Source organism: Mucilaginibacter kameinonensis, assembly GCF_003675385.1.
In the GTDB taxonomy this organism is placed as follows: domain Bacteria; phylum Bacteroidota; class Bacteroidia; order Sphingobacteriales; family Sphingobacteriaceae; genus Mucilaginibacter; species Mucilaginibacter kameinonensis.
On record NZ_RCWZ01000002.1, the window covers coordinates 956880 to 980845 of the forward strand.

24 protein-coding genes are annotated in these 23966 nt (G+C 43.2%); 17 read left to right on the forward strand and 7 right to left on the reverse strand.

Annotated features, from left to right (window positions below; translation table 11 throughout):
• Positions 1–33: 33 nt before the first annotated feature.
• Together EAH55_RS10895 and EAH55_RS10900 are read right to left on the reverse strand one after the other, a co-directional pair.
• Positions 34–2397: an endonuclease MutS2 gene (locus tag EAH55_RS10895; protein ID WP_121809643.1), complete on the reverse strand. Its 2364-nt coding sequence runs from the start codon at positions 2395–2397 to the stop codon at positions 34–36.
• Positions 2398–2401: 4 nt separating this feature from the next.
• Positions 2402–2977 (reverse strand): DUF4296 domain-containing protein, encoded by a 576-nt coding sequence (locus EAH55_RS10900; RefSeq protein WP_121809644.1) that lies wholly within the window; start codon positions 2975–2977, stop codon positions 2402–2404.
• Positions 2978–3020: 43 nt separating this feature from the next.
• Here EAH55_RS10900 and EAH55_RS10905 point away from each other — a divergent pair, with 43 nt between their 5' ends.
• The 6 genes from EAH55_RS10905 (at position 3021) to EAH55_RS10930 (ending at position 8167) form a co-directional block, all read left to right on the forward strand.
• A complete protein-coding gene (locus EAH55_RS10905; protein WP_121809645.1) occupies positions 3021–3710 on the forward strand; it encodes a YggS family pyridoxal phosphate-dependent enzyme in 690 nt (229 codons plus the stop codon).
• Positions 3711–4169: 459 nt separating this feature from the next.
• Positions 4170–4685 carry a GNAT family N-acetyltransferase gene (locus tag EAH55_RS10910; RefSeq protein WP_121810048.1) on the forward strand — a complete coding sequence of 172 codons (516 nt, stop codon included), beginning with the start codon at positions 4170–4172 and terminating at the stop codon, positions 4683–4685.
• 11 nt (positions 4686–4696) lie between these two features.
• Complete coding sequence (locus tag EAH55_RS10915) at positions 4697–5494, forward strand: DUF3298 and DUF4163 domain-containing protein (protein WP_121809646.1); 798 nt, start codon at positions 4697–4699, stop codon at positions 5492–5494.
• A complete protein-coding gene (locus tag EAH55_RS10920) occupies positions 5495–6751 on the forward strand; it encodes an aspartate kinase (protein WP_121809647.1) in 1257 nt (418 codons plus the stop codon). It begins immediately after the preceding gene.
• 4 nt (positions 6752–6755) lie between these two features.
• On the forward strand, positions 6756–7208 hold the full coding sequence (locus tag EAH55_RS10925) for a DUF6756 family protein (protein WP_121809648.1): 453 nt from the start codon (positions 6756–6758) through the stop codon (positions 7206–7208).
• Between the two features lie 98 nt (positions 7209–7306).
• Complete coding sequence (locus EAH55_RS10930; protein WP_121810049.1) at positions 7307–8167, forward strand: YitT family protein; 861 nt, start codon at positions 7307–7309, stop codon at positions 8165–8167.
• A gap of 83 nt (positions 8168–8250) precedes the next feature.
• Here the strand turns inward: EAH55_RS10930 and EAH55_RS10935 are convergent, their stop codons facing one another.
• Both EAH55_RS10935 and EAH55_RS10940 read right to left on the reverse strand, forming a co-directional pair.
• Entirely contained in the window at positions 8251–8634 is a 384-nt protein-coding gene (locus EAH55_RS10935) for an acyl-CoA thioesterase (protein ID WP_121809649.1), read from the reverse strand.
• Between the two features lie 80 nt (positions 8635–8714).
• On the reverse strand, positions 8715–9713 hold the full coding sequence (locus EAH55_RS10940) for a beta-ketoacyl-ACP synthase III (RefSeq protein WP_112573821.1): 999 nt from the start codon (positions 9711–9713) through the stop codon (positions 8715–8717).
• 220 nt (positions 9714–9933) lie between these two features.
• Between EAH55_RS10940 and EAH55_RS10945 the strand changes: the two genes are divergently transcribed.
• The 3 genes from EAH55_RS10945 to EAH55_RS10955 all read left to right on the forward strand — a co-directional run bounded on the left by EAH55_RS10945 (position 9934) and on the right by EAH55_RS10955 (position 11968).
• Positions 9934–10674, forward strand: a complete 741-nt coding sequence (locus EAH55_RS10945) for a dioxygenase family protein (RefSeq protein WP_121809650.1) — start codon at positions 9934–9936, stop codon at positions 10672–10674.
• A 69-nt stretch (positions 10675–10743) separates the two neighbouring features.
• On the forward strand, positions 10744–11265 hold the full coding sequence (locus EAH55_RS10950) for a hypothetical protein (protein WP_121809651.1): 522 nt from the start codon (positions 10744–10746) through the stop codon (positions 11263–11265).
• A 1-nt stretch (position 11266) separates the two neighbouring features.
• Complete coding sequence (locus EAH55_RS10955; protein ID WP_121809652.1) at positions 11267–11968, forward strand: pirin family protein; 702 nt, start codon at positions 11267–11269, stop codon at positions 11966–11968.
• Between the two features lie 76 nt (positions 11969–12044).
• On the opposite strand, the gene EAH55_RS10960 is transcribed toward EAH55_RS10955, so the two are convergent.
• Both EAH55_RS10960 and EAH55_RS10965 read right to left on the reverse strand, forming a co-directional pair.
• Positions 12045–12809, reverse strand: a complete 765-nt coding sequence (locus EAH55_RS10960; RefSeq protein WP_121809653.1) for an SDR family NAD(P)-dependent oxidoreductase — start codon at positions 12807–12809, stop codon at positions 12045–12047.
• 106 nt (positions 12810–12915) lie between these two features.
• Complete coding sequence (locus EAH55_RS10965) at positions 12916–13707, reverse strand: carbon-nitrogen hydrolase family protein (RefSeq protein WP_121809654.1); 792 nt, start codon at positions 13705–13707, stop codon at positions 12916–12918.
• A 190-nt stretch (positions 13708–13897) separates the two neighbouring features.
• Between EAH55_RS10965 and EAH55_RS10970 the strand changes: the two genes are divergently transcribed.
• The 3 genes from EAH55_RS10970 to EAH55_RS10980 all read left to right on the forward strand — a co-directional run bounded on the left by EAH55_RS10970 (position 13898) and on the right by EAH55_RS10980 (position 16289).
• Positions 13898–14941: an NAD(P)-dependent alcohol dehydrogenase gene (locus EAH55_RS10970; protein ID WP_112573815.1), complete on the forward strand. Its 1044-nt coding sequence runs from the start codon at positions 13898–13900 to the stop codon at positions 14939–14941.
• A gap of 147 nt (positions 14942–15088) precedes the next feature.
• Positions 15089–15649 carry a dihydrofolate reductase family protein gene (locus tag EAH55_RS10975; RefSeq protein WP_121810050.1) on the forward strand — a complete coding sequence of 187 codons (561 nt, stop codon included), beginning with the start codon at positions 15089–15091 and terminating at the stop codon, positions 15647–15649.
• A gap of 103 nt (positions 15650–15752) precedes the next feature.
• The gene (locus EAH55_RS10980) at positions 15753–16289 is read left to right on the forward strand and encodes a hypothetical protein (protein ID WP_112573813.1); all 537 of its coding nucleotides are present in this window, start codon (positions 15753–15755) and stop codon (positions 16287–16289) included.
• Between the two features lie 123 nt (positions 16290–16412).
• Here EAH55_RS10980 and EAH55_RS10985 read toward each other — a convergent pair whose 3' ends face one another.
• Entirely contained in the window at positions 16413–18092 is a 1680-nt protein-coding gene (locus EAH55_RS10985; protein ID WP_121809655.1) for a GH39 family glycosyl hydrolase, read from the reverse strand.
• Between the two features lie 234 nt (positions 18093–18326).
• On the opposite strand from EAH55_RS10985, the gene EAH55_RS10990 reads away from it, so the two are divergent.
• The 5 genes from EAH55_RS10990 to EAH55_RS11010 all read left to right on the forward strand — a co-directional run bounded on the left by EAH55_RS10990 (position 18327) and on the right by EAH55_RS11010 (position 23924).
• The gene (locus tag EAH55_RS10990; RefSeq protein WP_162996826.1) at positions 18327–19163 is read left to right on the forward strand and encodes a phosphatase PAP2 family protein; all 837 of its coding nucleotides are present in this window, start codon (positions 18327–18329) and stop codon (positions 19161–19163) included.
• A gap of 131 nt (positions 19164–19294) precedes the next feature.
• Positions 19295–19696 carry a BlaI/MecI/CopY family transcriptional regulator gene (locus EAH55_RS10995; RefSeq protein ID WP_121809657.1) on the forward strand — a complete coding sequence of 134 codons (402 nt, stop codon included), beginning with the start codon at positions 19295–19297 and terminating at the stop codon, positions 19694–19696.
• Between the two features lie 15 nt (positions 19697–19711).
• Positions 19712–21310, forward strand: a complete 1599-nt coding sequence (locus tag EAH55_RS11000; protein ID WP_121809658.1) for a M56 family metallopeptidase — start codon at positions 19712–19714, stop codon at positions 21308–21310.
• A gap of 155 nt (positions 21311–21465) precedes the next feature.
• A complete protein-coding gene (locus EAH55_RS11005; protein ID WP_121809659.1) occupies positions 21466–22998 on the forward strand; it encodes a serine hydrolase domain-containing protein in 1533 nt (510 codons plus the stop codon).
• A 56-nt stretch (positions 22999–23054) separates the two neighbouring features.
• Positions 23055–23924: a hypothetical protein gene (locus tag EAH55_RS11010; RefSeq protein WP_121809660.1), complete on the forward strand. Its 870-nt coding sequence runs from the start codon at positions 23055–23057 to the stop codon at positions 23922–23924.
• Positions 23925–23966 lie beyond the last annotated feature (42 nt).

A 23966-nucleotide genomic window follows, 5' to 3' on the forward strand; every position in this document is an offset into this window, starting at 1 on the left:
ATGACGCTTTTTAGTGGTTTCTTAACCTTACGTTTACTTCAAATATACATAAGTTATTCCATCCCCGCCACGGTCTGCGTGTTCATCTTCCATGCGGTCAACCTGCTCGTATTTTTTGAGGTACTGCCTGATCATTTTACGCAAAATGCCATCGCCTTTGCCATGAATGATCTTGAGGTTGTTAAAGCCCATCATAAGCGCCCGGTCGAACAGTTTTTCAATGGCATGCAGCGCATCTTCGGTACGTTGACCACGCACATCAATCTCCGGACTAAAACTGGCCATATCATTAGTTTGAGCGCTGAAACTCCGCCTAATCTCCTTAGGTACCGATGATTTGGAAACTTTAACTACACGTTTCTTTTTGGCTACGGTTCGCAGATCGCCAATGGCAATCACCACATTTTCTTTAATGATCTCAATTACCTGCCCTGTAGTTTCCGAATCGGTAAGTTTTACCCAGTCGCCCGGTTTTAACTCCTCATTGGCAGGGGCGGCCGGTTTAGGTGTTTCTGCCTTAACGGTGTTCTTTTTAAGTTCAACGTTAAGGTTTTCGCGTAGCTGCCTGGTTTTTTCCTTATCGGCATTACTGCTTTTAATTTCAGAAATGGTGTTTTCAACCAGCTTGTTGGCGTTCAGGATAATATTCTTGGCCTGATCCTTGGCTTCTTTAATAAGCGTGCGTTTGTTTTCTTCGAGATAGCTTTTCAGTTTCTCGTTTTCGGCAAGCAGCTCATTTACCTTACGCTGTTGTTTATCCAGCTTTTGTTTGGTTTCAAAAATGGAGCGTTTTTCACGTTCCAGGTCAACCAGTAAGGTATCAACCTTTTTTTGCCCTTCGCTTATTTTGTTTTTGGCGAGGTTAAGCACGTTGGCCGGTAAACCTATTTTTTGAGCAATTTCAAAGGCGTACGAACTACCGGGTTTGCCAATTTCCAATTGATAAAGCGGCCTCATTTCAACGTTGTTGAACAACATCGACGCGTTTTCGATCCCTTCGGTATTGCTGGCAAATATTTTAAGATTAGAGTAGTGGGTAGTTACCATACCCTTAACCTTTTTTTGATTGAGCGCTTCAAGAACAGCCTCAGCAATTGGTCCGCCAAATTGCGGATCTGTACCGGTACCAAACTCATCTATCAGGATGAGGGTTTTGCCATTGGCCTGCTCCACAAAGTTTTTCATTTTGGACAGGTGGGCGCTGTATGTACTCAAATCACTTTCAATCGATTGATCATCACCGATATCAACAAAAAGCTGTTTGAATACACCTACAACACTCGCTTCATCGGCAGGGATCAGCAAGCCGGCCTGTACCATCATTTGCAGTAAGCCAACGGTTTTCATACAAACAGATTTACCGCCGGCGTTAGGGCCAGATACCACGATGATACGGGTGCCTTCATCTATCTGCATATTGAGCGGAACCACCGTTTTTTTCTCGGCCTTAAAATTCAGGAACAAAAGCGGGTGGCGGGCATTGTATAGTTTTACCCGGGCTTCATTTACAACCTGTGGCATTTCGGCCTCAATATCGATGGCAAACAGGGCTTTTGCGCGTACAAAATCAAGCTTGGTTAACAAGCTATGATAGGAGAGTAGCAAAGGTACGTAAGGTCTTAAGTCGTTGGTTAAAGCGGTTAGGATCTTTACTATCTCACGGCGACGCTCAAATTCCAGGTCGCGGATGCGGTTGTTGAGCACAAAAACCTCTTCGGGCTCAATGTAAACAGTTTGGCCCGAAGCTGATTCGTCATGAACAAAACCTTTAAGCTTACGTTTGTTTTCGGCCAGCAGGGGGATCACCAAGCGGCCATCTCGTATAGTTAGCGAACCATCGGCAGCCCAGCCGTTTGATGTGGCATTTTTAAATACCATATCAATTTTTTTGCGGGCTTCCTGCTCGGCTTTGGCAATGCCTGTAGTTATTTCCATCAGCTCGCGCGATGCATTTGGCCTGATCTTGCCTTTCTGGTCAATTACCGCGTCAATCTTTTTAAGGATAGCCTTTTCAATAGGCAGGTGTTCAAAAAGGGCTTCGAGATTAGGATATAGGCCTTCGCGCTCATTAAAGTAAGCTATTACAGCAAATACTGTGGTGAGCGAGGCTTGTACCTGGTAAAATTCTTCCTCGGTTAAAAAAACGCCCTCTATGCGGGCTTTATTGGCAAGGGATTTTATATCGAAAAAATGCTGAATGGGCAGGGCCTCATCATTAACCAGGATATTCTTAAACTCATTTGCCTGGCTCAGGAATTTATGTATCTGGTCATAATTGCTCATCACCTGAATCTTGTCAACCATTTGTTGACCCATTTCGCTCAGACAATGTGCTTTTATCAGTTCTTTTATTTCGGTAAAACCCAGCTTATCTACACTGTTTTGGGGGTAAAGCATCAGGTTATGACTTTAAATTTCTTAACGAATCGGCTATGTGTTTTGCCTTGCTTTTGCGAAGGTCAAGTTTTTTAGCCGGATCGGTTTTGGGTTTAGTTTTTAAATTTTCTAATGAATCGGCTCTGCGGGCTGCCGGGTTTTCATGAGGAACAGGCTTCTTTGCCGAGTCGGTTTTAGTTTTAATATTTAAGTTTTTTAACGAATCGGCCCTATGAGCTGCTTTGCTTTGTTCAAGCTGCACTTTGTTAAGCGAATCGGTTTTGTTTTTAATTTTGATATCCACCTGGTCATAAATGGCAAGTAGCTTATCGGGCTGAGTAGCGTAATATCGCATACTTTTGTTAAAATGAGCGGTATCGGTGTGCAGGCGCTGAAACATGGCAACGTATTTACCCGCACCGTATTTGTACAAACTATCCGGCACTTGTGTAGCATTGTACAGGGTGCCATCAATAATGTGCATCTCGGTCAAAACTTCGGCCATTGCTGCCGGTTTGAGCACATCGCCGGGAACACTTTTGCCATTGCAGGCACATAAAAAAAGTGCTGCAGAAAAAAACAAGGTTATATATTTATGCATTCAGTAATTTAGCGGCTGATTAATTAAGCAAATTTACGGATAAATGAGCATTGCAGATAACATCAAAAGCTTAAAAAAGGAAACGGAAGCAGATAAGGTAATATTATTGGCGGTATCAAAAACAAAACCGGTAACCGATATACAGGAAGCTTATGATGCTGGTCAGCGGTTGTTTGGCGAAAATTTGGTGCAGGAGATGGTTGAAAAACACGATCAGCTTCCCAAAGATATTGAGTGGCATTTGATTGGCCACCTGCAAACCAACAAGGTAAAATATATCGCGCCGTTTGTAAGCATGATCCAATCTGTTGATAGCCTGAAACTTTTGCAGGAGATTAACAAGCATGCTGAAAAAGCCGGAAGGGTGATTGATTGCCTGCTGCAGATTTATATTGCCGACGAAGAAACCAAATACGGCCTGGGCTTTGACGAGGCTATTGAACTACTTCGCTCAGAAGAGTTTACCACGCTGAAAAACATCCGGATCCGCGGATTGATGGGCATCGCCACCAATACCGACAACGAAAAACAGATCAAGGAAGAGTATTACGAACTGAATACTTTTTTTGAAGGTATAAAAGTGAGCTACTTCCGGAAAGAGGAGAGTTTTGATATCCTGTCGATGGGTATGTCGTCAGATTATAAACTGGCCATTGAGCAGGGGAGTAATATGGTGAGGTTAGGCAGCACCATATTTGGCGGCCGGGTGATCAAGCATTGGAAAAATAATTGATTAAACGCCTGATGTCATTGCGAGCGCAGCGTGGCAATCGCACGGAAGCATGACCGCCCGCTGTTGGTTTTTTTTGAAATTGAATTTAAGTGTTCAATTTTTTAAAAACGGGTGTTCAACTTTTAGAACTGTGAAAATTTAAGTGGTTGATTGTCAGTTATTATGTGTTCATTTTGTTTGAATGGATAATAGGTATTAAAATTAAATAGCTGATTATCAAATAGATTTTTTGGGGAGAATGGCCATATGTGTTTACACCTAAAAAAGTTGAACACCTGTTAAAATAGATAGAAAGTTGTTGGTGGCCGCATCAACAATGGCGAGTGACATGGGAGAGTAATCAATTAAAGATGTCATTGCGAGCGTAGCGCGGCAATCGCACGCTTTGTATAGCATGCGGTTGCTTCGTCGTTCCTCCTCGCAATGACATGGTTTTTGGGTAACTGCGAAACAATAAAAATGAGCAATACAGAAAATAAAATTGAAAGTCAGCCCTTTCAGGGAGCAGGGGAAGTAACAATAAGAGAAGCTATTCAGGCGGATTGCCCGCGTTTGATGGAGCTGGTTCATGAACTGGCCATGTATGAAAAAGCACCTGAAGAGGTTACCGTTACCTTACAGCACTTTGAAGAAGCTGGCTTTGGCCCTAACCCTGTTTGGAAGGCCTTTGTTGCCGAAGTTGATGGCATTGTTGTTGGCTTTGCTGTATACTATGTCCGCTATTCTACTTGGAAAGGCAGTCGCATGTACCTGGAAGACCTGATTGTGACCGAAGATATGCGCGGTAAAAAGATTGGTAAAATGCTTTTCGACAGGTTGATACAGGAGGCCAAAGAGAGAGGTTTCAGCGGAATGGTTTGGCAGGTGCTCGACTGGAATGAGCCGGCTATTAACTTTTACAACAAATACGGCGCGAATATTGAAGCAGGCTGGTTAAATGCTTCTCTGTCAAAAGAGCAGTTATTAAACTACTAAAAACTATACCTATGAAAAACCTGTGCCTGTTGTTTTTTATTGCCCTTGGGCTGTCATCGTGCCAATGGGGAGTGCCTAAAAAAACTCCCGAAAAACCGCTTGATACACTGCACTATGTTTATAAAGTAATAAAGGCACGGGCTGCGGATTGCGGCACTAAAGCAGATAGCGCCTGCACGGTAGTAAAAATCAACTACCCGGTTTTTGATAGCGCCAAAGCCTTGAATGATACTATAGTGAACAAACTAACCGTGATGTTTGCCATGGATGGTAAAGCGGACAGCAGCCTGGAACTGATGACCAAAAACTTCCTGAAGTCATATGATGATTTCAAAAAGACAGACCCGCGTACCGGTATGTTTTTTACGCTTGAAGATTCGGTTAAAGTACTCCAACAAGATTCCAGCTTAACTACGCTTGAGGTGCGCGGTTATTCATACACCGGCGGCGCTCATGGGGGCACATCGGTAGGTTTCATAAACTGGGATACTAAAGCCGGTAAAAATCTCAAACTTGATGATGTTTTTATCAGCGGTTACCACGACAAATTAACTGGCATTGCCGAAAAGATTTTCAGGAAGAATGAAAAGCTCAGCGATACAGCATCGTTGAAGGATAACTACTTTTTTAAAGATGATAAGTTCGCGCTTAATGAAAACTTTTCCATTACACCGCTTGGTATCAAGTTTTTGTATAACCAGTACGAGATAAAGCCTTACGCGGCCGGTATAACCGAATTGTTTATTCCTTACACACAGATCAAATCATTAATACAGCCGGGTTCGGTTGTAAGTCAATTCATCAAATAAATGCTTGTTTTTAAATTCGGAGGGGCATCGGTTAAGGATGCCGCGGGTGTTACCAACCTTGCTAATGTTGTAAAACAATATACAGATCAACAATTGCTCATCGTGGTATCGGCTATGGGCAAAACTACCAACGCGCTCGAAAAGCTTACTAAGGCCTATATGGATCAGGCTGATGATATGCATGATATCTTTAACGAGATCAAGGAATATCATTATAATATCTTGAGTGGGCTGTTTGAGGCCGGACACCCCGTATTTGATGAAGTAGCTAATACTTTTGTAGAGATTGACTGGGCTATTGAAGATGAACCACACGACAGCTACGATTTTGTATATGATCAGATCGTATCTATTGGCGAATTAGTATCAACCCGGATAGTTGACGCCTATTTAAACCAGGCCGGGCTGAAAAGCAAATGGCTTGATGTACGTGGGTATGTACATACCGATAATACTTACCGTGAAGGCATTGTTGAGTGGGATAAAACCAAAGCAAGCATCGGCAAAGATCTTCCTGGATTGCTCGAAAAGAGTATCGTTGTAACTCAGGGTTTCCTGGGCGGTACATCTGAAAATTTCACAACCACTCTTGGTCGCGAAGGTTCAGATTATACAGCTTCAATATTTGCCGCCTGTTTGAGCGCCGAATCGGTAACCGCCTGGAAAGATGTTCCTGGCATACTGAACGCCGATCCGCGATACTTTACCGATACCGTAAAATTTGAAGAGTTATCTTATACAGAAGCCATCGAGATGACTTATTACGGGGCAAGTGTTATCCACCCTAAAACCATTAAGCCTTTGCAGAACGCTAAAATCCCGCTATTGGTAAAGCCATTTACCAATCCTTCGGCATCAGGTACCGTAATTAAAGAAGACGGACATAACCAATTTACCAAGCCGGTAATCATTCTTAAACAAAACCAGGTGCTGCTATCGGTATCCGGTAAGGATTATTCATTTATTACCGAAGATCACCTGAGCGACGTGTTTCGTTTGTTTGCACAAAACAACATCAAAGTGAATGTTATGCAAACCTCGGCACTAAGTTTTTCTGTTTGTTTCGACCTGAATGAGGAGCGTTTTGAAAAACTGTTAACAGGCCTTAAACAGGATTTTAATGTGAAGTACAATAATGGTTTAACACTCATTACTGTACGCCATGATGGTGTAAACGTTATTGAAAAATTAACCGAAGGCAAAACACTTTTATTGGAGCAGATCAGCAGAAATACTATACAGGTGGTGGTGAGGTAATAAAATGGGCGAGGTAACGATAGAAATAGAAGCTGCAATAGCCAAATTAAAGCTTGATAAAAGTATTATATCAAAAATTGACCTTCAATATAACAGTCTGCTGTATTTTGAGTTACTTGCCTTTTTTGTTAAAGGTAATGATAGGAGATGGTGGTGGGAAGCTTTTAAATCTTCTTTCAGTTTTAAAAGGTTGGATTACCCTCCCAATAGCTTTTCAGAAATTATTCCAAATCTAACCCGAAAGGTATGGCTAATGATTGAAGATGATCAGGAGCCGTTTTATCCGATTTATGATGTTGCTCCTAATTATATATGTGACATTTTAAATGAGTGTTTTGGTTTTGAGTATTATATAATAGACAAAGATTACAAGTGGTTACTTTGTGAAAATCATCATGGTTCACTCATTGGTGTTGGAGACGTATTAAAAGAACACAATCTATCATTGATCGTTTAATTGCTAATTAAACACTATTGTTAATAATTTAGACTGATTGGTCTTAGCTATTTCATCCTTCAATGCCCGCCTTTAGCCTCAAAAAACTATATTTGGGCATGAAGGTAATTAACATCATCAGAGATTCGGCTAATATTGGTATCGGGATATTATCGGCAGCATTCGGACTAAAAGGCTTTTTGTTATCAAGCCATTTTATCGATGGCGGTGCTACCGGTGTATCCATGCTGATATCAGATATTACTTCTTTGCCTATATCTGTATTGATATTTGTTATTAACGTGCCTTTTTTGTGGATAGGTTACCGAAAGCTTGGGCTTTGGTTCGCTATTAAAAGCACGGCTGCTATAGCACTACTTTCCTTATGCCTTGCTGTAGTTAAATTTCCTGATGTTACCCACGATAAGTTACTTACCGCTGTATTTGGTGGTGTATTTATTGGCATGGGCAGCGGATTGGCCATGCGCGGAGGAGCAGTGCTTGACGGTACCGAAATTGCGGCAGTATTGGTTAGTAAAAAAACGCAGATCCTTAAAGTGAGCGACTTTATCCTGTTGCTTAACGTTTTGATATTTGGAATCGCCGCGTCGGTACTGGGGGTAGAACCTGCCATGTATTCGATATTAACCTACATGGCTGCCGCTAAAATGATCGACTTCCTGCTGAATGGTATCGAACAATATTCGGGTATTACCGTGATCTCCACTAAGAGTGATGCTATCCGCCGGGCTATTACCGTTACCCTTGGCCGTGGTGTTACTATTTATCAGGGTAAAAGCGGCTACGGTAAGGATGGTCATGTTAATGATCCCCGCGATATCGTTTTCACAGTAGCAACTCGTTTGGAGATTCCATCACTAAAACAAACCATTCTTCGCATTGATCCCAAAGCGTTCATTGTACAACAAAGCATCGATGATACTACGGGAGGGTTATTAAAGCGCAAGAAACTTCATTAAGAAGCACAAAGCATAAAGCCGAAGGCTGAAAGCTTTTTTTCTTTTTTTTCGCTTTAAGCTTTCGGCTTTATGCTTCAAATTGCTTACAAAACGTTTATCGGGTGTTTGTGTTCATCAATGGCCACAAAGGTGAATGTGCCGGTGATGGCTTTTTCGCGGACGAAGGAATACATTTCTTCAATAAAAATTTCAACCGAAACTTTAAGGCTGGTGTTGCCTATGTGCGATATATTGCCGACCAGCTCAATAATGGTGCCTGCGGGAATAGGGCGCTTAAAATCGATCCTGTCTGATGATACAGTAACCATCCTTTTACGGGTAAAGCGGGTAGCGGTAATAAAGGCAACTTCATCCATCATAGCCATTGCCGAACCGCCGAAAAGTGTATCGTAATGATTGGTATCACTTGGGAATACCGTTTTAAATATTCTTGATTCCGCGTCCTTAATTCGTTCTTCGGTTGTCATACTCATAGTATATTAATAAATAAGGCTTTCCTGTGGTAAAGGAAAGCCTTTGTATTTTCAGATTGTGTTATAAACGGGAATTATCTTAGTTTGCCCCACTTTAAATAAGTGGCCCCCCATGAAAAGCCTGCACCAAATGCAGTCAGGATCACGTTATCGTTCTCTTTGAAATCGGCTTTGTAATCCCACAACGCCAACGGGATGGTAGCGGCTGTAGTGTTACCGTAGCGGTCGATATTGATCTTAACGCGGCTTTCCGGTAAACCCAATGCATCGCCTACGGCATGGATAATGCGGTAGTTAGCCTGGTGAGGGATCAGCCAGTTAATGTCATCAATGGTGAGGTTGTTGCGCTGCAAGATGGAGGTACAGCTTTCAGTCATGCCTTTAATGGCTGCTTTGAAAACCACGCGACCGTCCTGGCGAATATAATGTAGTTTGCCATCGATAGTTTCTTCTGAGGCCGGGTTCATTGAACCACCACCAGGAACATATAAGTGTTCGCGTCCGTGGCCGTCAGTTTTAAATACACTGTCGACAACACCGGTATCTTCGGTTGAAGCTTCAAGCAATACAGCTCCCGCGCCATCGCCAAAAAGGATACAGGTATTACGGTCGGCATAGTTAACGATGGCACTGTTTTGATCGGCGCCGATAACTATTACTTTTTTATAGCGGTTGCTTTCAACCAGGCTTGAGCCAAGAGTAAATGCATAAAGGAAACCACTGCAGGCCGCGTTAACATCAGATGCCCAGGCGTTGTTTAATCCGCATTTGTCGCAAACAATACTGGCTGTCGAAATCAGCAGGTAATCAGGGGTAGAAGTAGCTACAATTACGCACTCAATTTCAGAAGGGGCAACTTTGGCATTTTCAAGTAAATTTTTTACTGCAAAGGCCGCCATGTCTGAAGTAGCAAGTGTCCGATCGGCAAGAATCCTTCTTTCCTTAATCCCTGTACGCGAAACTATCCAATCGCTGTTGGTGTCAACCATTTTTTCTAAATCGCTATTAGTTAAAATGTTGTCAGGAACATAGCCGCCTACACCGGTAATAACCGCGCTACTTTTTAATGCCATAAATATTATATATTCTCAAAAAACATGCAAAGATAGGGAAATTTGGCGGTTTAATGGTGTCATGCAACTGTATGATTATATAATTGCGTTTTCGGACACAGCAATAATTTACCATTTGTCGACACAAAAAGGCTTCTAAACGACACATCCTAAAACCTCAGTAACGTTCCTGTTACTTTTGAATCAACAACTTAGATTAAACTTAAAAGGAGAGCATATAATGGAAAGAAAGAACTTTTTAAAAAGCCTGGTAATTGGCGCGGTATCAACCTCGGCATTGGTTGAAGCCTGTAAAAAAGATGCAGATACTGTTACAGGAACTACCACCACCTCGGGGAGTTCATCTTCCGGCAGCAGTTCAGGTTCAACCGATTCTGGTACTTGCAGTGTTGCGCCAACAGAAACTGAGGGCCCATACCCAACACATTCTCCTGCATCATATGTACGAAGCGATATTACCGACGGCCGTACCGGGTACAAGCTTACCGTGAAAATTACAATCAATAACAGCAATAGTAGCTGCGCCGCGCTTCCTTCGGCGCTGGTTGATATCTGGCATTGCGATGCTGAAGGTAATTATTCAGAATACGGCGGCAGCGGCTCGCAATCAACTAATTACACTTTGGTTCACTTTTTACGCGGCAGGCAAACAACCGATTCAAACGGACTGGTAACTTTTACATCAATATTTCCGGGTTGGTATACCGGGAGGGCAACGCATATCCATGTGCATGCGTATAATTCATCGGGGACCTCATTAAAAGTAACGCAGATTGCTTTCCCGGAGGGGACAGGCACAGCGCTGGCAGCAGTTAACGGTTATAGTAAGGGTATGAGCGGTTATACCTATAATGCTACCGATAATGTATTCAGCGATGGCTATTCGCTTGAGCTGGCAACGGTTACGGGTAATACTACCGATGGGTTTGTATTAAGCATTAGCCTGAGTGTGCCCGCCTAAAATTTTCATTTTGTTTTTTGTTAAAGGGCGTCGGTTACTGCCGGCGTCTTGTTTTCATTATTCTTTATTATGCAAAAGCCTGTGATTGTTCTGTGCTACCGTAAGGTGATCGATAACCGGTCGGTTAAGCAGTGGGATAAACTGGTGTTTGATAGCACCTACCTGGAATTTAAAATACAGGCCCAGAACTTTAGCCAGGGAACAGCTTATACTTCCTATGCTGAGCTGATGAGGAATGTTGCTAATGCCCGGCGTTTAAACGGTATGGTAACACCATCTGCCACAGGATATATTCAGCAGCTTGGCAGTATTATGCCCGACATTTTAAATAACGTTGGCAGGCGCTTTCTTACGTTTAGCAGATTTCAGTTCGAAATCATCAACTCTGATATTAATGATAAGGATAAACACCAGGTGGCGGTTAACTTTTATTCGGCTCCGTTGATCTGGCATGATACCATTGACAGTTATTTGCTGATCTCCGATCATCTGCCCGAAAATCAACCTTCCGCAGAGGGCGACACCATAACAACCAATCTTATGCAGTTGCAACCATATGTAAACATCAGTTCATTACAATATCTTGATTAAAATGGAAATGATCTCACCGGGACAAATATATTTAGCCGATCAAAGGGGACTTGTGAAAACTCAGGTTTGGAGGCGCTACAGCAGTTTTAACTATGGAGATTACTTTAACGAGTATCGCAGGCCCTTCGGCAGGCTGGAGGTATGGAACGATGAAATGCTGGCGGGCGGTAAATCAGCTATTGTTACTGTCGAAAGCCCCTGCCGTTTCGTGTTGATACCTGTTACCGGTGAGGTACTGTTAAAAAAGTCCAATGGCGATATGCGTTTGATTGATGTAGGAGAAGTATTCGTGGGCCAGGCAGCTGCCGGCGAGCGATTTGAGTTGATGAACCTTTATGAAAGTGATTGGATCAATTACATTTATTTACAATTAAAAGATAATGAGGTTGTAAATGTGGCTTGCGATGAGGTTTTTAATTTCGATCTCACAGATAAGCAAAATCAACTGATCAATGTGGTACCGCATACCGCAGATCATCCTTTTCGTTTACATATTGGGCAGTTTGGCGGGCGTACGGATGCGCTTTACAGGGTTCAAAGCGATAGTTCGTTATTTTACGCCTTTGTGCTTGCAGGGGCTTTTGAATTGCAGGGTCGCCTGATGCACGAGCGTGATGGTCTGGCCTTATGGCAACTGGAAGAGGCCGACCTGGAAGCGTTAAGCAATAACGCGGTGGTTGTGATACTGGAAATATTATGGTGATTCTTTTTTCGCGATTTTATAATAAAAAGTGTCTCTCAGAATTTCTGAGAGACACTTTTTATTGGGGGGATTTCGATTAAATAGCCATCCCGCCTGAAGCCTCTATGCGTTGGCCGTTAACCCAACGCGCATCCTCAGTACATAAGAAAGCTACTACACCGCCGATATCTTCAGCTACGCCCGGTCGACCAAGGGCGGTGATGCTACTCACCATTTTCTGGGTTTCTTCACTGTTACGCAAATGGCCGCCGCCAAAATCAGTCATGATGGCGCCAGGGGCAACTACATTAGCACGGATTCCTCTTCCTCCGAGTTCTTTAGCCAGGTAACGGGTGAAAATTTCTACCGCGCCTTTCATTGAAGCATAGGCAGAAGAACGGGGAACAGATACGCGGGTTAGTCCTGACGATACATTCACGATACCGCCGCCATCGGCCATAAGCGGGATCAGTTTTTGGGTTAAAAAGTATACGCCTTTAAAGTGTACGTTCAATAAGTCATCAAAAAACTCCTCGGTAACATCACTGATGGCGCTATAGCCGCCCTGGCCCGCATTGTTTACTAAAAAATCAATATGATCGGTCCCGAATTTATCTGTTAACACTTCGCGAAGTTTTTCGGTAAAAACGTCGAAGCTTTTAATTACCCCTGTATTCAGTTGCAATGCCGCTGCTTTTGCGCCGCTTTGCTCAACCAGGTTTACAACTTTTGAAGCTTCTCCGGCATTGGTATTGTAGGTTATAACAACGTTTATTCCTTTTTCGGCAAGCCTTAAGGCCATGTCCCTGCCTAAGCCGCGGCTACCACCGGTTACTACCGCTATTTTATTTCTGTTTTCCATTTTGTTTTTTGTTTATGATACAAAAGTAAAACAGACAAGCAGCCAGGTGTTTGAATAAATCAATCTATTATTTGCAAAATTCAAATAATGGTTAAAATGGCGGCAATCAATAATCGTACAATTGCGGCTTAAACCGTTTGGCTAAATAGCCTGTGGCTTTTTCAATAGCTATATCTGCTATAATCACGCCGGTTGTTCCGTAAGCCTGATAAGCCAGACAACTACCATCAGGTGCTATTATCGAGCTTGCAGATTCCGGGTAAAGCGAGCCATAATTGGAGCTGGCAAAGTAGATGGTGTTTTCCAAAGCGCGCATCATCATCGCTTTTTCATAATACGGATTGGCCATACTGCCCCATTCGGTAAGGATTGTACCTTCTGTGTTACTACCCGAAAAATGCGGATGAAAAACAATATGCGCGCCATTGCGTGCCGCCCATCTTACCGATTCGGGATAGCGGAAGCCTTCATGACAGATGGTGATGCCAAATTTTAACCCATTAATTTCAAAAACGCTCCTTTGAGTACCCGGAACCCACATAGTATCTTCCGATGGATCTAACTGGTTTTTAGTTTGATAGCCAAGTACTTCACCGGTATCCGATATTACGTGGGCAATGTTTAATAACCCGTTTTCGCCGTACCAATCCATAGGCATAATCACTGCTATTTTGTTTTCGACGGCTATCCGGCATACTTCATCTAATGCCTGCTGCAATATGGCGGGCGATGTTGGCTCTGGTTCGGCAATCATACCCGGGTATCCCGGTATGTATGATTCAGGAAAGCAAATCACCTGTGCATCCTGGGCTGCTGCATCTTTGATTAGCTTTTCGGCCTGAGTTAAACCATCATTAATTGATTTAGGAAATGGGGGAGTGGCTATTGCTACTTTCATGAGGTATGAATCTATATGCTAAATTAAAAGTTTGATTTTACCCATCGTAACAATATCCATTCAAGAGACAGTTTTTTGTTTTAAAAAGCCATTGAGCTTGTAATGTTTGCAAAATATCATTGTACATTTGTTAGGGAGATCCTCTCCAAGATTCATAAATCATCATTCACACTACTTAACATTTACTACTATGATTGAAACTAAAGCGTATGCCGCGCAAGACGAAAACACGCCGCTTGCTCCCTGGACTTTTGAAAGACGCGAGGTTGGCCCAAATGATGTGCAGTTTGATATTTTGTACTGCGGCGTTTGCCACTCAGATTTACACCAGATTAAAAACGACTGGTTCCCCGGCATATTCCCGATGGTACCCGGACACGAAATTGTTGGTCGTGTAGTTAAAGTTGGCGAAAATGTAAAAGGCTTTAAAGTTGGCGATCTGGCAGCTACCGGCTGTATGGTTGACTCATGCCGGGTATGCGAAAACTGCAAACGCGACTTGGAACAGTATTGCTTAAACGGCAGCTCACAAACCTATAACGGTCTCGAGCAGGATCATAAAACACCTACTTACGGCGGTTATTCAAACACCATTGTTGTTAACCAGGATTTTGTACTGCACCTTAAAGAAGGTGTTGACCTGGCAGCCGTTGCTCCATTGTTATGTGCCGGTATTACCACGTACTCACCTTTAAGGCATTGGAAGGTAGGCAAAGGCCATAAACTGGCAGTGCTTGGTTTAGGTGGTTTAGGCCACATGGCGGTTAAATTTGGTGTGGCTTTTGGTGCTGATGTTACTGTATTAAGTACATCTCCTAAAAAAGAAGAAGACGCTAAAAAATTAGGCGCACACCATTTTGTGGTTACTACTGATCCTAAACAGGTTGAAGCCGCTAAAAATACATTTGATTTTATTTTGGATACGGTATCGGCCGAGCATGACTTTAACATGTACCTGTCGCTATTACGTACCGATGGCGTTCATATTTGTGTGGGTGTACCTCCTAAACCGGCGCAGATTGCTGCCTTTAGTTTATTGGGAGGCCGTAAAAGCTTAGCGGGTTCGGGCATTGGTGGTATTAAAGAAACCCAGGAAATGCTTGATTTCTGTGCCGAAAACAACATTGTATCCGATATTGAAATGATTGATATCAAAGATATTCACACTGCGTATGACCGCATGGAAAAAGGCGACGTGCGTTACAGGTTTGTAATTGATATGGCTACTTTGTAGGCAACTTATCATTGTTCAGAAGAGGGCTGTGCGAAAGCATGGCCTTTTTTGTGCGGGCATATTTGCACCCTTTAAAAGTCGTTTTAGCCCCTTGTGTAAAGTATGGTACCCTTTAAATTTGAGATACAAAATATAAACAATGATATTATGAGGAATTTAGTGGTATTTATGCACATTTCGCTTGATGGTTTTACCGCCCGGGCTGACGGTGCTATGAACTGGATAAAAGTAAGCGATGAAATATTTGAATATGCCAATGCCCGTACCCAGGCTGCAGATACGGCTTTATATGGCCGCAAAACTTTTGAAATGATGGATGCCTACTGGCCAACCGCCGGCAATAAACCCAATGCATCAAAGCACGACATTGAACACTCCACCTGGTATAATAAAACGCTTAAGTATGTAGTATCCGAAACTGCTGCACAACAAGATACAGATAAGATTAAGTTTATTAGTGGTGATATAAAAGCACAAGTTTTGGACCTCAAAAAGCAGGATGGCTGTGAAATTATTATGTTTGGCAGCCCCGGCCTTGCCCGCTTCCTGATGAAGGAAGGCCTGATTGATGAATTTTGGCTATTTGTTAACCCGATAGTGCTCGGTGCCGGTATCCCACTGTTTCCCAATACAGAAATAAAACTCAGGCTGGAAAAAAGTAACGCTTTTCCAGATGGTGTTATGGGGTTGCATTATATTAAAGAATAAGCACTTTATAAGGTAAATATTTTGCCATTGTAAAAAATCTGCACCCGGAGGCAACGCCAGCCTTAAAATGGTAGTAATCATTATGTACACAAAATATCACTAAATGAAATTACTATCAAAGTTAACAGCAGCGGTCCTTGTAGCGGGAGCCCTGTTTTTCACAAATACGGTAAAAGCGCAAACCACTCCTGCAAACGCTTTCCGTTTAGGTTTAGGAATTGAAACCGGCTTGCCCACAGGCGTAGCCAAACTTGGCAGCACTTTTACGTTAGGTGGTACAGCCCGTTTGCAATACGGTATAAGCGATAGTTTTGCGCTTACCTATACTATGGGCGGCTATCACTTCTTTCCGAAGAAAATTCCGGGAACAGATCAGCGTTACGGAAGCTACGGCGAAATCCCTATCAAGTTTGGTGTTAAAGAATTTTTTGTACCAAGTGTATACGTTGCCGGCGAAGTTGGTATAGCTTACGAAAAACTGGAACATGGCTGGGGCCCTCACAGGCTTGATCTTTCGCCAGGTATAGGCTGGGCTAATAAAAGCTGGGATGTAAGCTTCCGTTATGAAAATTTCTCTGGTGCTAACCAGGATCATTTCGGTATGCTTGGTCTGCGTTTGGCCTACGGATTTGCCTTATAATTTAGCGTTCAATGTAACTATTAACTAACAGAGCCTACTCACCCAGGTTATGTTAGGTTGACTGGCCCTCTCCCGGTTTTTATCGGGGGAGGGTTTTTATTTACAAAATGGCCGGTAATTTAATTACCAGCTGAATTTCAGAAACGCCACTCCCTGACGTGGTAATGAAACCGTAGCACCGGACAAGCCCGATTTAGCTATCAGGGTAACAGGTTTTCCGAACTTTTGGAGCTGACCGGCTTTTTCAAGTTCTTTGATTTGAGCCGCGGTAGGGTTTTGTGGAGACCCCATCTTTTTCCAGACTTCGTAGGCATTGCTATGCTCATCGTCTATCCGGTATTGGGTTAGTTTTACAAAGGTTGGCGGCAGGTGTTCTATCCTGATCTCTACAGTTTTTCCGGCATCTTTCAGGTCATCATCATGATAGTTCCACAACAGTACCGTCATTTCTTTTTTATCAACCGATGCCAGCGCGCCGATATCTGTATTGCGGCCCCTGATGCTTGAATCAGCTACTGTCTTGAGCGTGTACATCTGATCGCCATTTATCTTCAGGCGCTTACCTTTCATCATCCCCAGCATCCTGAAAACGTTAAGTACCGGCTTGTCGACACCATTGGTAGCCAGATCGCGGAAGCCATAAAACCAGGGCTGGTTTTCAAACTCGAACGACCATGATACTGAACCCATAAAGTTTACGCCCAGTGAATCGGCCAGTTGATATTCTCTTGCGATAGATGCCGCGGTGTAACTCGAATACATAGTGCCGTTACGATAAGCGTTTGACGGATTGGTAGCCATACCGCAAGCCGCGCAACCCTCCGGGTCCGATTCGCCGACCACTATCGGTGTATTTTTAGTCTCGGGGTATGAGGCTACTATTTTAAAGCCTTCCCTGATATCACGGATCTGTGGCGCCATATTCATACGTACCTTACCATTAACCAATGTAGGTTGCCCCTTGGCGTGAAAAGAGATCACATCAATAGGGGAACCTATTTTGCCTGTAGCGTAATTGGTATCGGCGATACAATGTTTAATGAACGCGTTTAAAAACTTCATCCCGCCGGGGCTTGATCCACCGGCAACTTCTGGTCCGCCAACATGTGTGGTTGGTAAAGCGCGTTTTACGCCATGCGCGGCATAATCGTATAATTTAAAAAACTCCTGCATGGTACCTTTCCAATAGCCAATATTGGGCTCGTTCCAAACTTCCCAATACCAGCTTTCCACTTCTGTCTGGCCGTAGCGTTGTACGCAGTGCTTTACCCATTGGTAAACAAGCTCTTCCCACTTGTTGTAATCTTTTGGCGGATATGCCCAACCCGTATAAACATCATCATAATTATCGCCGGGCTTCCAGTAATGGCGATAAGGTTTTGGGTGGGTTGATAAAGCCTCGGGCATAAAACCTATCTGAGCGTAAGGCTTCATCCCCAGTTTTACGTAAGTATCAAAAATGCTGTCTACCAAATGCCAGTTGTAAACCGGGTTGCCATTGGTGTCTTCAGTATAAGCATTGGTTGATCCCCACTTTAGCGCCGCAGTGCCATCACCACTGGTAAGCAGGTTGTGAACCCGCATACGCACGGGAACAGGGCTCAAAGCCGCCAGTTCGGAAAGCAGTTTCCGACCGTCCTTCATGTAAGTATAGTTAGGCTCATCATGGCCAAACCATGCCCAAAAGGGATACATATCGCCAATTTTATCATTCAGGTTAATGGTGATATGAGCTTGTTCCTGGGCAAAAATACGGCTGCAAGTAAGCAACAAAATGCAAAGGATAAATTTGATGATCTTCATTTAGGTGGTTTGGAGGTTTATTGGAGGTGCAATCAAACATAGTGATTTTTATTTATTGTTAAAAGAACAATTAAAAGCAAAATCTATCTGCCTTAAAATCAATTTAAAAGCGATACAACATAATGGATATAATTTACGTTAACAGCGTGTTAATTTATTGTTCACGCGCTTCAGAAATTCTACAGAATTAAATTGTATAATTGTGCTTATCAGCGCTTAATAAGGGGGATTTCTTTGCAAAAGTTCAGGTTTTATTTTATTTCGATGCTATTGGCGGCCTCGTTCTCGCTGCCTGTATATGCCCAGGTTAAAGATACGTTACAAAAAATTGCAGTAAAGAAGGATTCTTTGCAGAAAGACTCTGCCCGGAATATCCTCACTTTGCCCGATACGGTTAAGCATCTGCAAAGTAAATTTCCTTCATATATACCGCCAGCGGCTTTCATTACCTATGGTTTATTATCACTAAAAGTAAAGTTTATCCGTAATATCGATTACGATGTAAGGACAGATATGATGAAAGACCATCCGGGCTTTCATACTAAGGTTGATAACTACCTTCAGTATGCACCAATCATCTCCGTTTACGGTTTGAACGCGGCAGGGGTACACGGTAAAAATACGTTTATTGATCGTACCATGCTGCTTGTACTATCTGAGGCTATATTTGCCGGTACCACTTTTGGTTTAAAACGTGTTACCCATCGTGAGCGTCCCGATGGCTCGGATAAGTTTTCTTTTCCATCAGGGCATACCGGTAATGCCTTTGTTTCGGCCGAGTTTATGGCCCAGGAGTATGGCGACCGCTCGCCGATATACGGAGGTGTTGGTTATGCTTTCGCTACTACTACTGCGATATTACGCGTATACAACAACAAACACTGGTTTAGTGATATCGTAGCCGGTGCTGGTTTTGGAATCTTGTCTACCAAAGCGGCGTATTACTTGTATCCGCTTATTCGAAATGGTCTGTTCCGTGGAGGTAATGAAAAAGGCAAAAACAATAACTCATTATTGCTGCCAACCTACCAGGATGGAAGGGTAGGTTTAACCTTCGCCAAAAGCTTTTAACGACTGATCTTATATTTATAACGTACAACCACCTTAGTATTAGGGTGGTTGTTTTGTTTTAGGATGAAAATTTTTTATAAAAAAATAACTTAGTTATTGCAACGTACGTTTTTAATGCATACCTTTGGTTTATGAGTTTGTTTAAAAAGGATATTACTGCTGATTTAACGCCCACCAAAACCGAAATGGATGTTTTGCAGGTGTTATGGCAGTACGGCCCATCTACGGTGAGATTTGTGCATGATAAGCTTAACGAGCAAAAGGAGGCGGTAATTTATACCAGTACCCTAAAGCTGATGCAGGTGATGAAAGAGAAGGGAATGCTTGACCGCGACGAAACCAATATGAAGCACGTTTACAGTGCCGCGGTTGAAGAAAGCAAGATAAAAGGCAATATGCTTGGCCGCTTTGTTGATTCGATGTACAATGGTTCGCCGAGCGATTTGATGGTAGCCCTGTTGGGCAACGATAAAACATCGGCCGAAGAACTCAAAAAAATAAAAGAGCTGCTCAAAAACATGGATGATAAATAATTAAACCTTACAGATATGTACCTGCTCCTTAACACCAACACCATTTCTCATAGCCTGATACAGGCTTTTAGCTGGATGCTGATCCATTCGCTATGGCAAGGTTTAGTGTTGGCTGTTATCAGCGCGCTGGTAATGCTCTTTACCAAAAAAGCAAGCGCGGCAGTAAGGTACAACCTGGTACTTGTACAGTTTTTATTATTTATTGGGGCCTGTGTGTTCACTTTTGCGTGGGAGTGGAGCAGGCAGCCACAACAGGGGATGATGCAATTTGGTAATGCTATTGGCAACAGGGCATCGCAATTATTGAGCCTTAATGCCGATGGGATCCGGGCTTTTGCCAATACCTGTGTTGGCTATTTTACAGCCAATGCGCCTATGGTTGTATTGTTATGGTTTGTGTTTTTCCTGTTCCGATCGGTACGGATGATGCGCGGGATTATGTTTATCCATGTGGCTAAACACAGGCAGGTATCTGAACCGGCTGTTTATTGGAAAAACAGGGTTGAACTGCTTTGCGAAAAGCTGCAGCTAAAGCAGGCGGTTAAACTGCTGGAATCGGGCTATGTAAAAATGCCTATGGTTATTGGTCACCTGAAACCGGTTATCCTGATCCCGGCCGGTTTGTTGGCAGGTTTACCGCCCGAGCAGGTTGAGGCTGTGTTATTGCATGAGCTGGCGCACATCCGCAGGCATGATTATATTGTTAATTTCTTACAGACCATCGCAGAAACGGTATTCTTCTTCAATCCCGGTTTACTGTGGATCTCGACCCTGCTTCGTGACGAGCGGGAAAACTGCTGTGATGATATCGCTATAGCTCAAACAAAAAACAAACGTGAGTTTGTACAGGCACTTATCAGCTTTAAAGAACATTCATTGTACGGCTCAAATTATGCGGTTGCGTTTCCTGGTAAAAAGAATCAGCTGTTGCAAAGGGTAAGCCGCATCATGAGTAATAAAAATCAAACAGTAACCCCAGGCGATAAAGCGTTTTTAATAAGTGGTGTTGTTATCCTTTCGGCAATAATAGCTACAGCGGCTATCGCGCAGATCAGGAAAATTAATAACCCCGGAAACGATAAAGCCTATATATACAAGCAGGAGCGATATATAATACCAACTGCAGGTATACAATCTGTTGCAGCTGTCATGTCGGTTGATAAACCAAAACATGGAAGGCACAAAAACATTGCTGTAGCTCAAAAGCCTGTTGCTGCAAATGAAAATGTAGTTATTGCTAATGCCGAGCCGAGTTCACCACAGGAGCAGCTTGAAGCTGATGCAAAGGCTGTAAAGCAACAGGCCGAAAAAGATAGCCAGCAAGTTTCGGCAGCTAAAGCCGATTATAACCGCGAGAAGGAGCAGGCTCGCCGTGACGAGGAACATGCCAAAATAGAGCAGGAACAGGCCCTTCGCGATCAGGAGCAGGCTAAGCGGGATCAGGAACAAGCCGCGCGCGATCAGGTGCAGGCTAAACTTGACCAGCAGCAGGCCGAAAGGGATCAGATACAAGCTAAGCGCGATCAGGAGCAGGCAAAGCGTGACCAGGCACACGTAATACAACCCATAGCACCAAAACCAGCTAAACCAAAAAACAGCGTAAGCGTAGAGTAAATCAATTAACAACAGAACAGGCTTTTTAATCGCAGGCAGCGCTGCCTGTAGGCGGAGCTTTGCATTTTTAATTCAGGAAAGCCAAGATTTTTAACAACCGGCTTTGAGTTGGATGGCATTGTATTGCCTTTTTACTAACAAAAATTTAATTGGAAATGAAGGAACATTATTTATCGGGAGGTATGGTGATTACATGCCTGTTGCTTATACTTTTCAACGGGACAACAAGCGTTTTGCTGGCACAGGACAAGCAAAAGCGACTGGATAGCTTGTTTACGGCATTGTATGGTCAGCATGAGTTTAATGGCAACGTGCTGGTTGCCGAAAAAGGGAAAGTTGTTTATCAGCGTTCATTTGGCTATGCCGATGTGGCCTCGAAGTTGTTAAATACCGATCAAACTGCTTTTAATATGGCTTCGGTATCAAAGACGTTTACGGCGGTGGCAATTTTACAGCTTAAGCAAAACGGCAAGCTTAAACTGGATGATCCGTTCATCAAGTATTTTCCCGAGTTCCCCTGGAAGCAGATCACTTTGCGGCACTTGTTATCACATACTTCCGGCTTGCCCGACTACCAGATTTTTGAGAAGCCTTATAGCGAAAACCCGGAAAAGATTTATGCATTGAATGACTTGATCCCTGCATTAAAAAATTACAGTCGCGGCTTATTATCCAAAACAGGTGAAAGATACAGCTATTCAAATACCGGGTTCGGTTTGCTTGCGCTGTTAGTTGAAAAGCTGAGCGGAATGAAGTTTCAGGACTATTTGGCTAAATATGTTTTTAATCCTGCGGGGATGGCTCATAGCTACATTGAAACGCCTCTGTTGCCGGTAGCCGACAAGAACCGGGCTCAGCGCTATGAATTTATCAGCTACTCGCCAGGGCAGTTGAAGCGTGTTGATTCGGTAAAAGGTGATCATATCGAATCGGTAATATTGGGGGCTATAATTGGGCCTACAGCGGTTGTGAGTACCAGCGGTGATCTGCTAAAGTTCGATGAAGCTTTATACGGTGGCAAATTACTGCAACAGAAAGTGCTTGAAGAAGCCTTTGTTCCAACTTTACTTAATGACGGAAGTAAAGCAAGCGCCGGCTGGGCAAACACGAAATCATATTATGGTCTCGGCTGGGAGATCCTCAAGGATACAACTTATGGCAAAGTAGTATGGCATTCGGGTGGTTCATCGGGTGTGGTTACCGTATTTCTTCGCAATATAACCCGGAAGCAAACTGTGATCCTGCTTGATAATGTAACCCATCGCGGCCTTCATCCCGAAGGACTTAATGCCTTTTATATTTTAAACAATGGGAATGATATCTACCGGGGCAAGCGGTCGCTGGCTAAAGATTATGTAATAACCCTGCATCAGAAAGGCCCCGATGCCGCAACTGTACTTTTCAATGAGGCTAAAACAGACACAGCTCATTATTTCATGGACGAGAGGGAATTAAATCGGCTGGGTTATGACATGATGAACGATGGCTTCCTCGGCCAGGCTTTGGAGGTTTTTAAACTCAATACACTCCTATATCCGGCCAGTTTTAATACTTATGATAGCTATGCTGAAGCGCTTGCCGGTGCAGGCAAAAAGGAAGATGCCATAAAAATGTACCAAAAATCAATTGCGCTAAATCCGCAAAATGAGGGCGGAAAAAAGGCATTGGAAAAACTAAAAGGAAAATAACAGGAATCAACAAATACGAAGCCTATAGGCTTTTCAAAATTTAAATCAACAGAAAAATGAAAACCAATTATTTAAAAAGCAGCCTGATATTGATAGCTGCTTTAGCTTTCACAACAGCGGTAAACGCTCAGCAACCAGCTAAAAGAACCGCTTATGATCCTTATAACAACTACCATAGTATTGACGGGAAGGGCCATGAGAAAATTCAAACCAACTGGAAGGGTAAAACTTACCAAATGGAACTGGTTAATAATAAACTAACCGCTTTGGCCGTAGATGGTGAAACTATTCCATCAAGCAAATGGGGTAATTATAGCGCAGCTATAGCAGCTATCCGTGAGCAAATCAGGAAAGACAGGATCCAGGCAAAGAAAGACCAGGCGCAGGCTAAACGCGATCAGGAGCAAGCCGGTCGTGATCAGCAGCAGGCGAAACGCGACCAGGAACAGGCCGAACGTGATCAGCGACAGGCAAAAGTTGAACAGGAAGAAGCCGCACGAGATCAGGAGCAAGCAAAACGCGATCAGGAGCAGGCATCTAAAGATCAGGTCCAGGCCAAACGTGACCAGGAGCAGGCTTCCCGTGATCAGGAACAAGCCAGCCGTGACCAGGTACAAGCTAAACGAGATCAGGAACAGGCCCACCTGGATCAAATTCAGGCCAAAAAAGACCAGGAGCGTGCCGCCGAAGATCAGCGGATGTTAAAACAGATGATCGGCGATATGGTAGCGGATCATATTCTCCCTAACGAAGATGCCCTGCACGAGCTTTCATTCAACGGCGAAGAAATGATCGTTAACGGAGTGAAACAACCTGAAAGTGTATTTAAGAAATACAGCGCAAAATATCCGCGTTTTGCCAAAGGAAATACAACCTACGAAAACGGTAAAAGGCAGTTTAATGGGTTACATATTCACAGGAATTAAGTAGCGTTTATCTTTAATAATTTGATAAAAGGGCAGATGGTT

Excerpts from the sequence above, each read along its gene's own strand:
- EAH55_RS10895 (WP_121809643.1), bottom strand. The coding sequence starts at position 2,397 with ATGCTTTACCCCCAAAACAGTGTAGATAAGCTGGGTTTTACCGAAATA.
- EAH55_RS10900 (WP_121809644.1), bottom strand. The coding sequence starts at position 2,977 with ATGCATAAATATATAACCTTGTTTTTTTCTGCAGCACTTTTTTTATGT.
- EAH55_RS10905 (WP_121809645.1), top strand. The coding sequence starts at position 3,021 with ATGAGCATTGCAGATAACATCAAAAGCTTAAAAAAGGAAACGGAAGCA.
- EAH55_RS10910 (WP_121810048.1), top strand. The coding sequence starts at position 4,170 with ATGAGCAATACAGAAAATAAAATTGAAAGTCAGCCCTTTCAGGGAGCA.
- EAH55_RS10915 (WP_121809646.1), top strand. The coding sequence starts at position 4,697 with ATGAAAAACCTGTGCCTGTTGTTTTTTATTGCCCTTGGGCTGTCATCG.
- EAH55_RS10920 (WP_121809647.1), top strand. The coding sequence starts at position 5,495 with ATGCTTGTTTTTAAATTCGGAGGGGCATCGGTTAAGGATGCCGCGGGT.
- EAH55_RS10925 (WP_121809648.1), top strand. The coding sequence starts at position 6,756 with ATGGGCGAGGTAACGATAGAAATAGAAGCTGCAATAGCCAAATTAAAG.
- EAH55_RS10930 (WP_121810049.1), top strand. The coding sequence starts at position 7,307 with ATGAAGGTAATTAACATCATCAGAGATTCGGCTAATATTGGTATCGGG.
- EAH55_RS10935 (WP_121809649.1), bottom strand. The coding sequence starts at position 8,634 with ATGACAACCGAAGAACGAATTAAGGACGCGGAATCAAGAATATTTAAA.
- EAH55_RS10940 (WP_112573821.1), bottom strand. The coding sequence starts at position 9,713 with ATGGCATTAAAAAGTAGCGCGGTTATTACCGGTGTAGGCGGCTATGTT.
- EAH55_RS10945 (WP_121809650.1), top strand. The coding sequence starts at position 9,934 with ATGGAAAGAAAGAACTTTTTAAAAAGCCTGGTAATTGGCGCGGTATCA.
- EAH55_RS10950 (WP_121809651.1), top strand. The coding sequence starts at position 10,744 with ATGCAAAAGCCTGTGATTGTTCTGTGCTACCGTAAGGTGATCGATAAC.
- EAH55_RS10955 (WP_121809652.1), top strand. The coding sequence starts at position 11,267 with ATGGAAATGATCTCACCGGGACAAATATATTTAGCCGATCAAAGGGGA.
- EAH55_RS10960 (WP_121809653.1), bottom strand. The coding sequence starts at position 12,809 with ATGGAAAACAGAAATAAAATAGCGGTAGTAACCGGTGGTAGCCGCGGC.
- EAH55_RS10965 (WP_121809654.1), bottom strand. The coding sequence starts at position 13,707 with ATGAAAGTAGCAATAGCCACTCCCCCATTTCCTAAATCAATTAATGAT.
- EAH55_RS10970 (WP_112573815.1), top strand. The coding sequence starts at position 13,898 with ATGATTGAAACTAAAGCGTATGCCGCGCAAGACGAAAACACGCCGCTT.
- EAH55_RS10975 (WP_121810050.1), top strand. The coding sequence starts at position 15,089 with ATGAGGAATTTAGTGGTATTTATGCACATTTCGCTTGATGGTTTTACC.
- EAH55_RS10980 (WP_112573813.1), top strand. The coding sequence starts at position 15,753 with ATGAAATTACTATCAAAGTTAACAGCAGCGGTCCTTGTAGCGGGAGCC.
- EAH55_RS10985 (WP_121809655.1), bottom strand. The coding sequence starts at position 18,092 with ATGAAGATCATCAAATTTATCCTTTGCATTTTGTTGCTTACTTGCAGC.
- EAH55_RS10995 (WP_121809657.1), top strand. The coding sequence starts at position 19,295 with ATGAGTTTGTTTAAAAAGGATATTACTGCTGATTTAACGCCCACCAAA.
- EAH55_RS11000 (WP_121809658.1), top strand. The coding sequence starts at position 19,712 with ATGTACCTGCTCCTTAACACCAACACCATTTCTCATAGCCTGATACAG.
- EAH55_RS11005 (WP_121809659.1), top strand. The coding sequence starts at position 21,466 with ATGAAGGAACATTATTTATCGGGAGGTATGGTGATTACATGCCTGTTG.
- EAH55_RS11010 (WP_121809660.1), top strand. The coding sequence starts at position 23,055 with ATGAAAACCAATTATTTAAAAAGCAGCCTGATATTGATAGCTGCTTTA.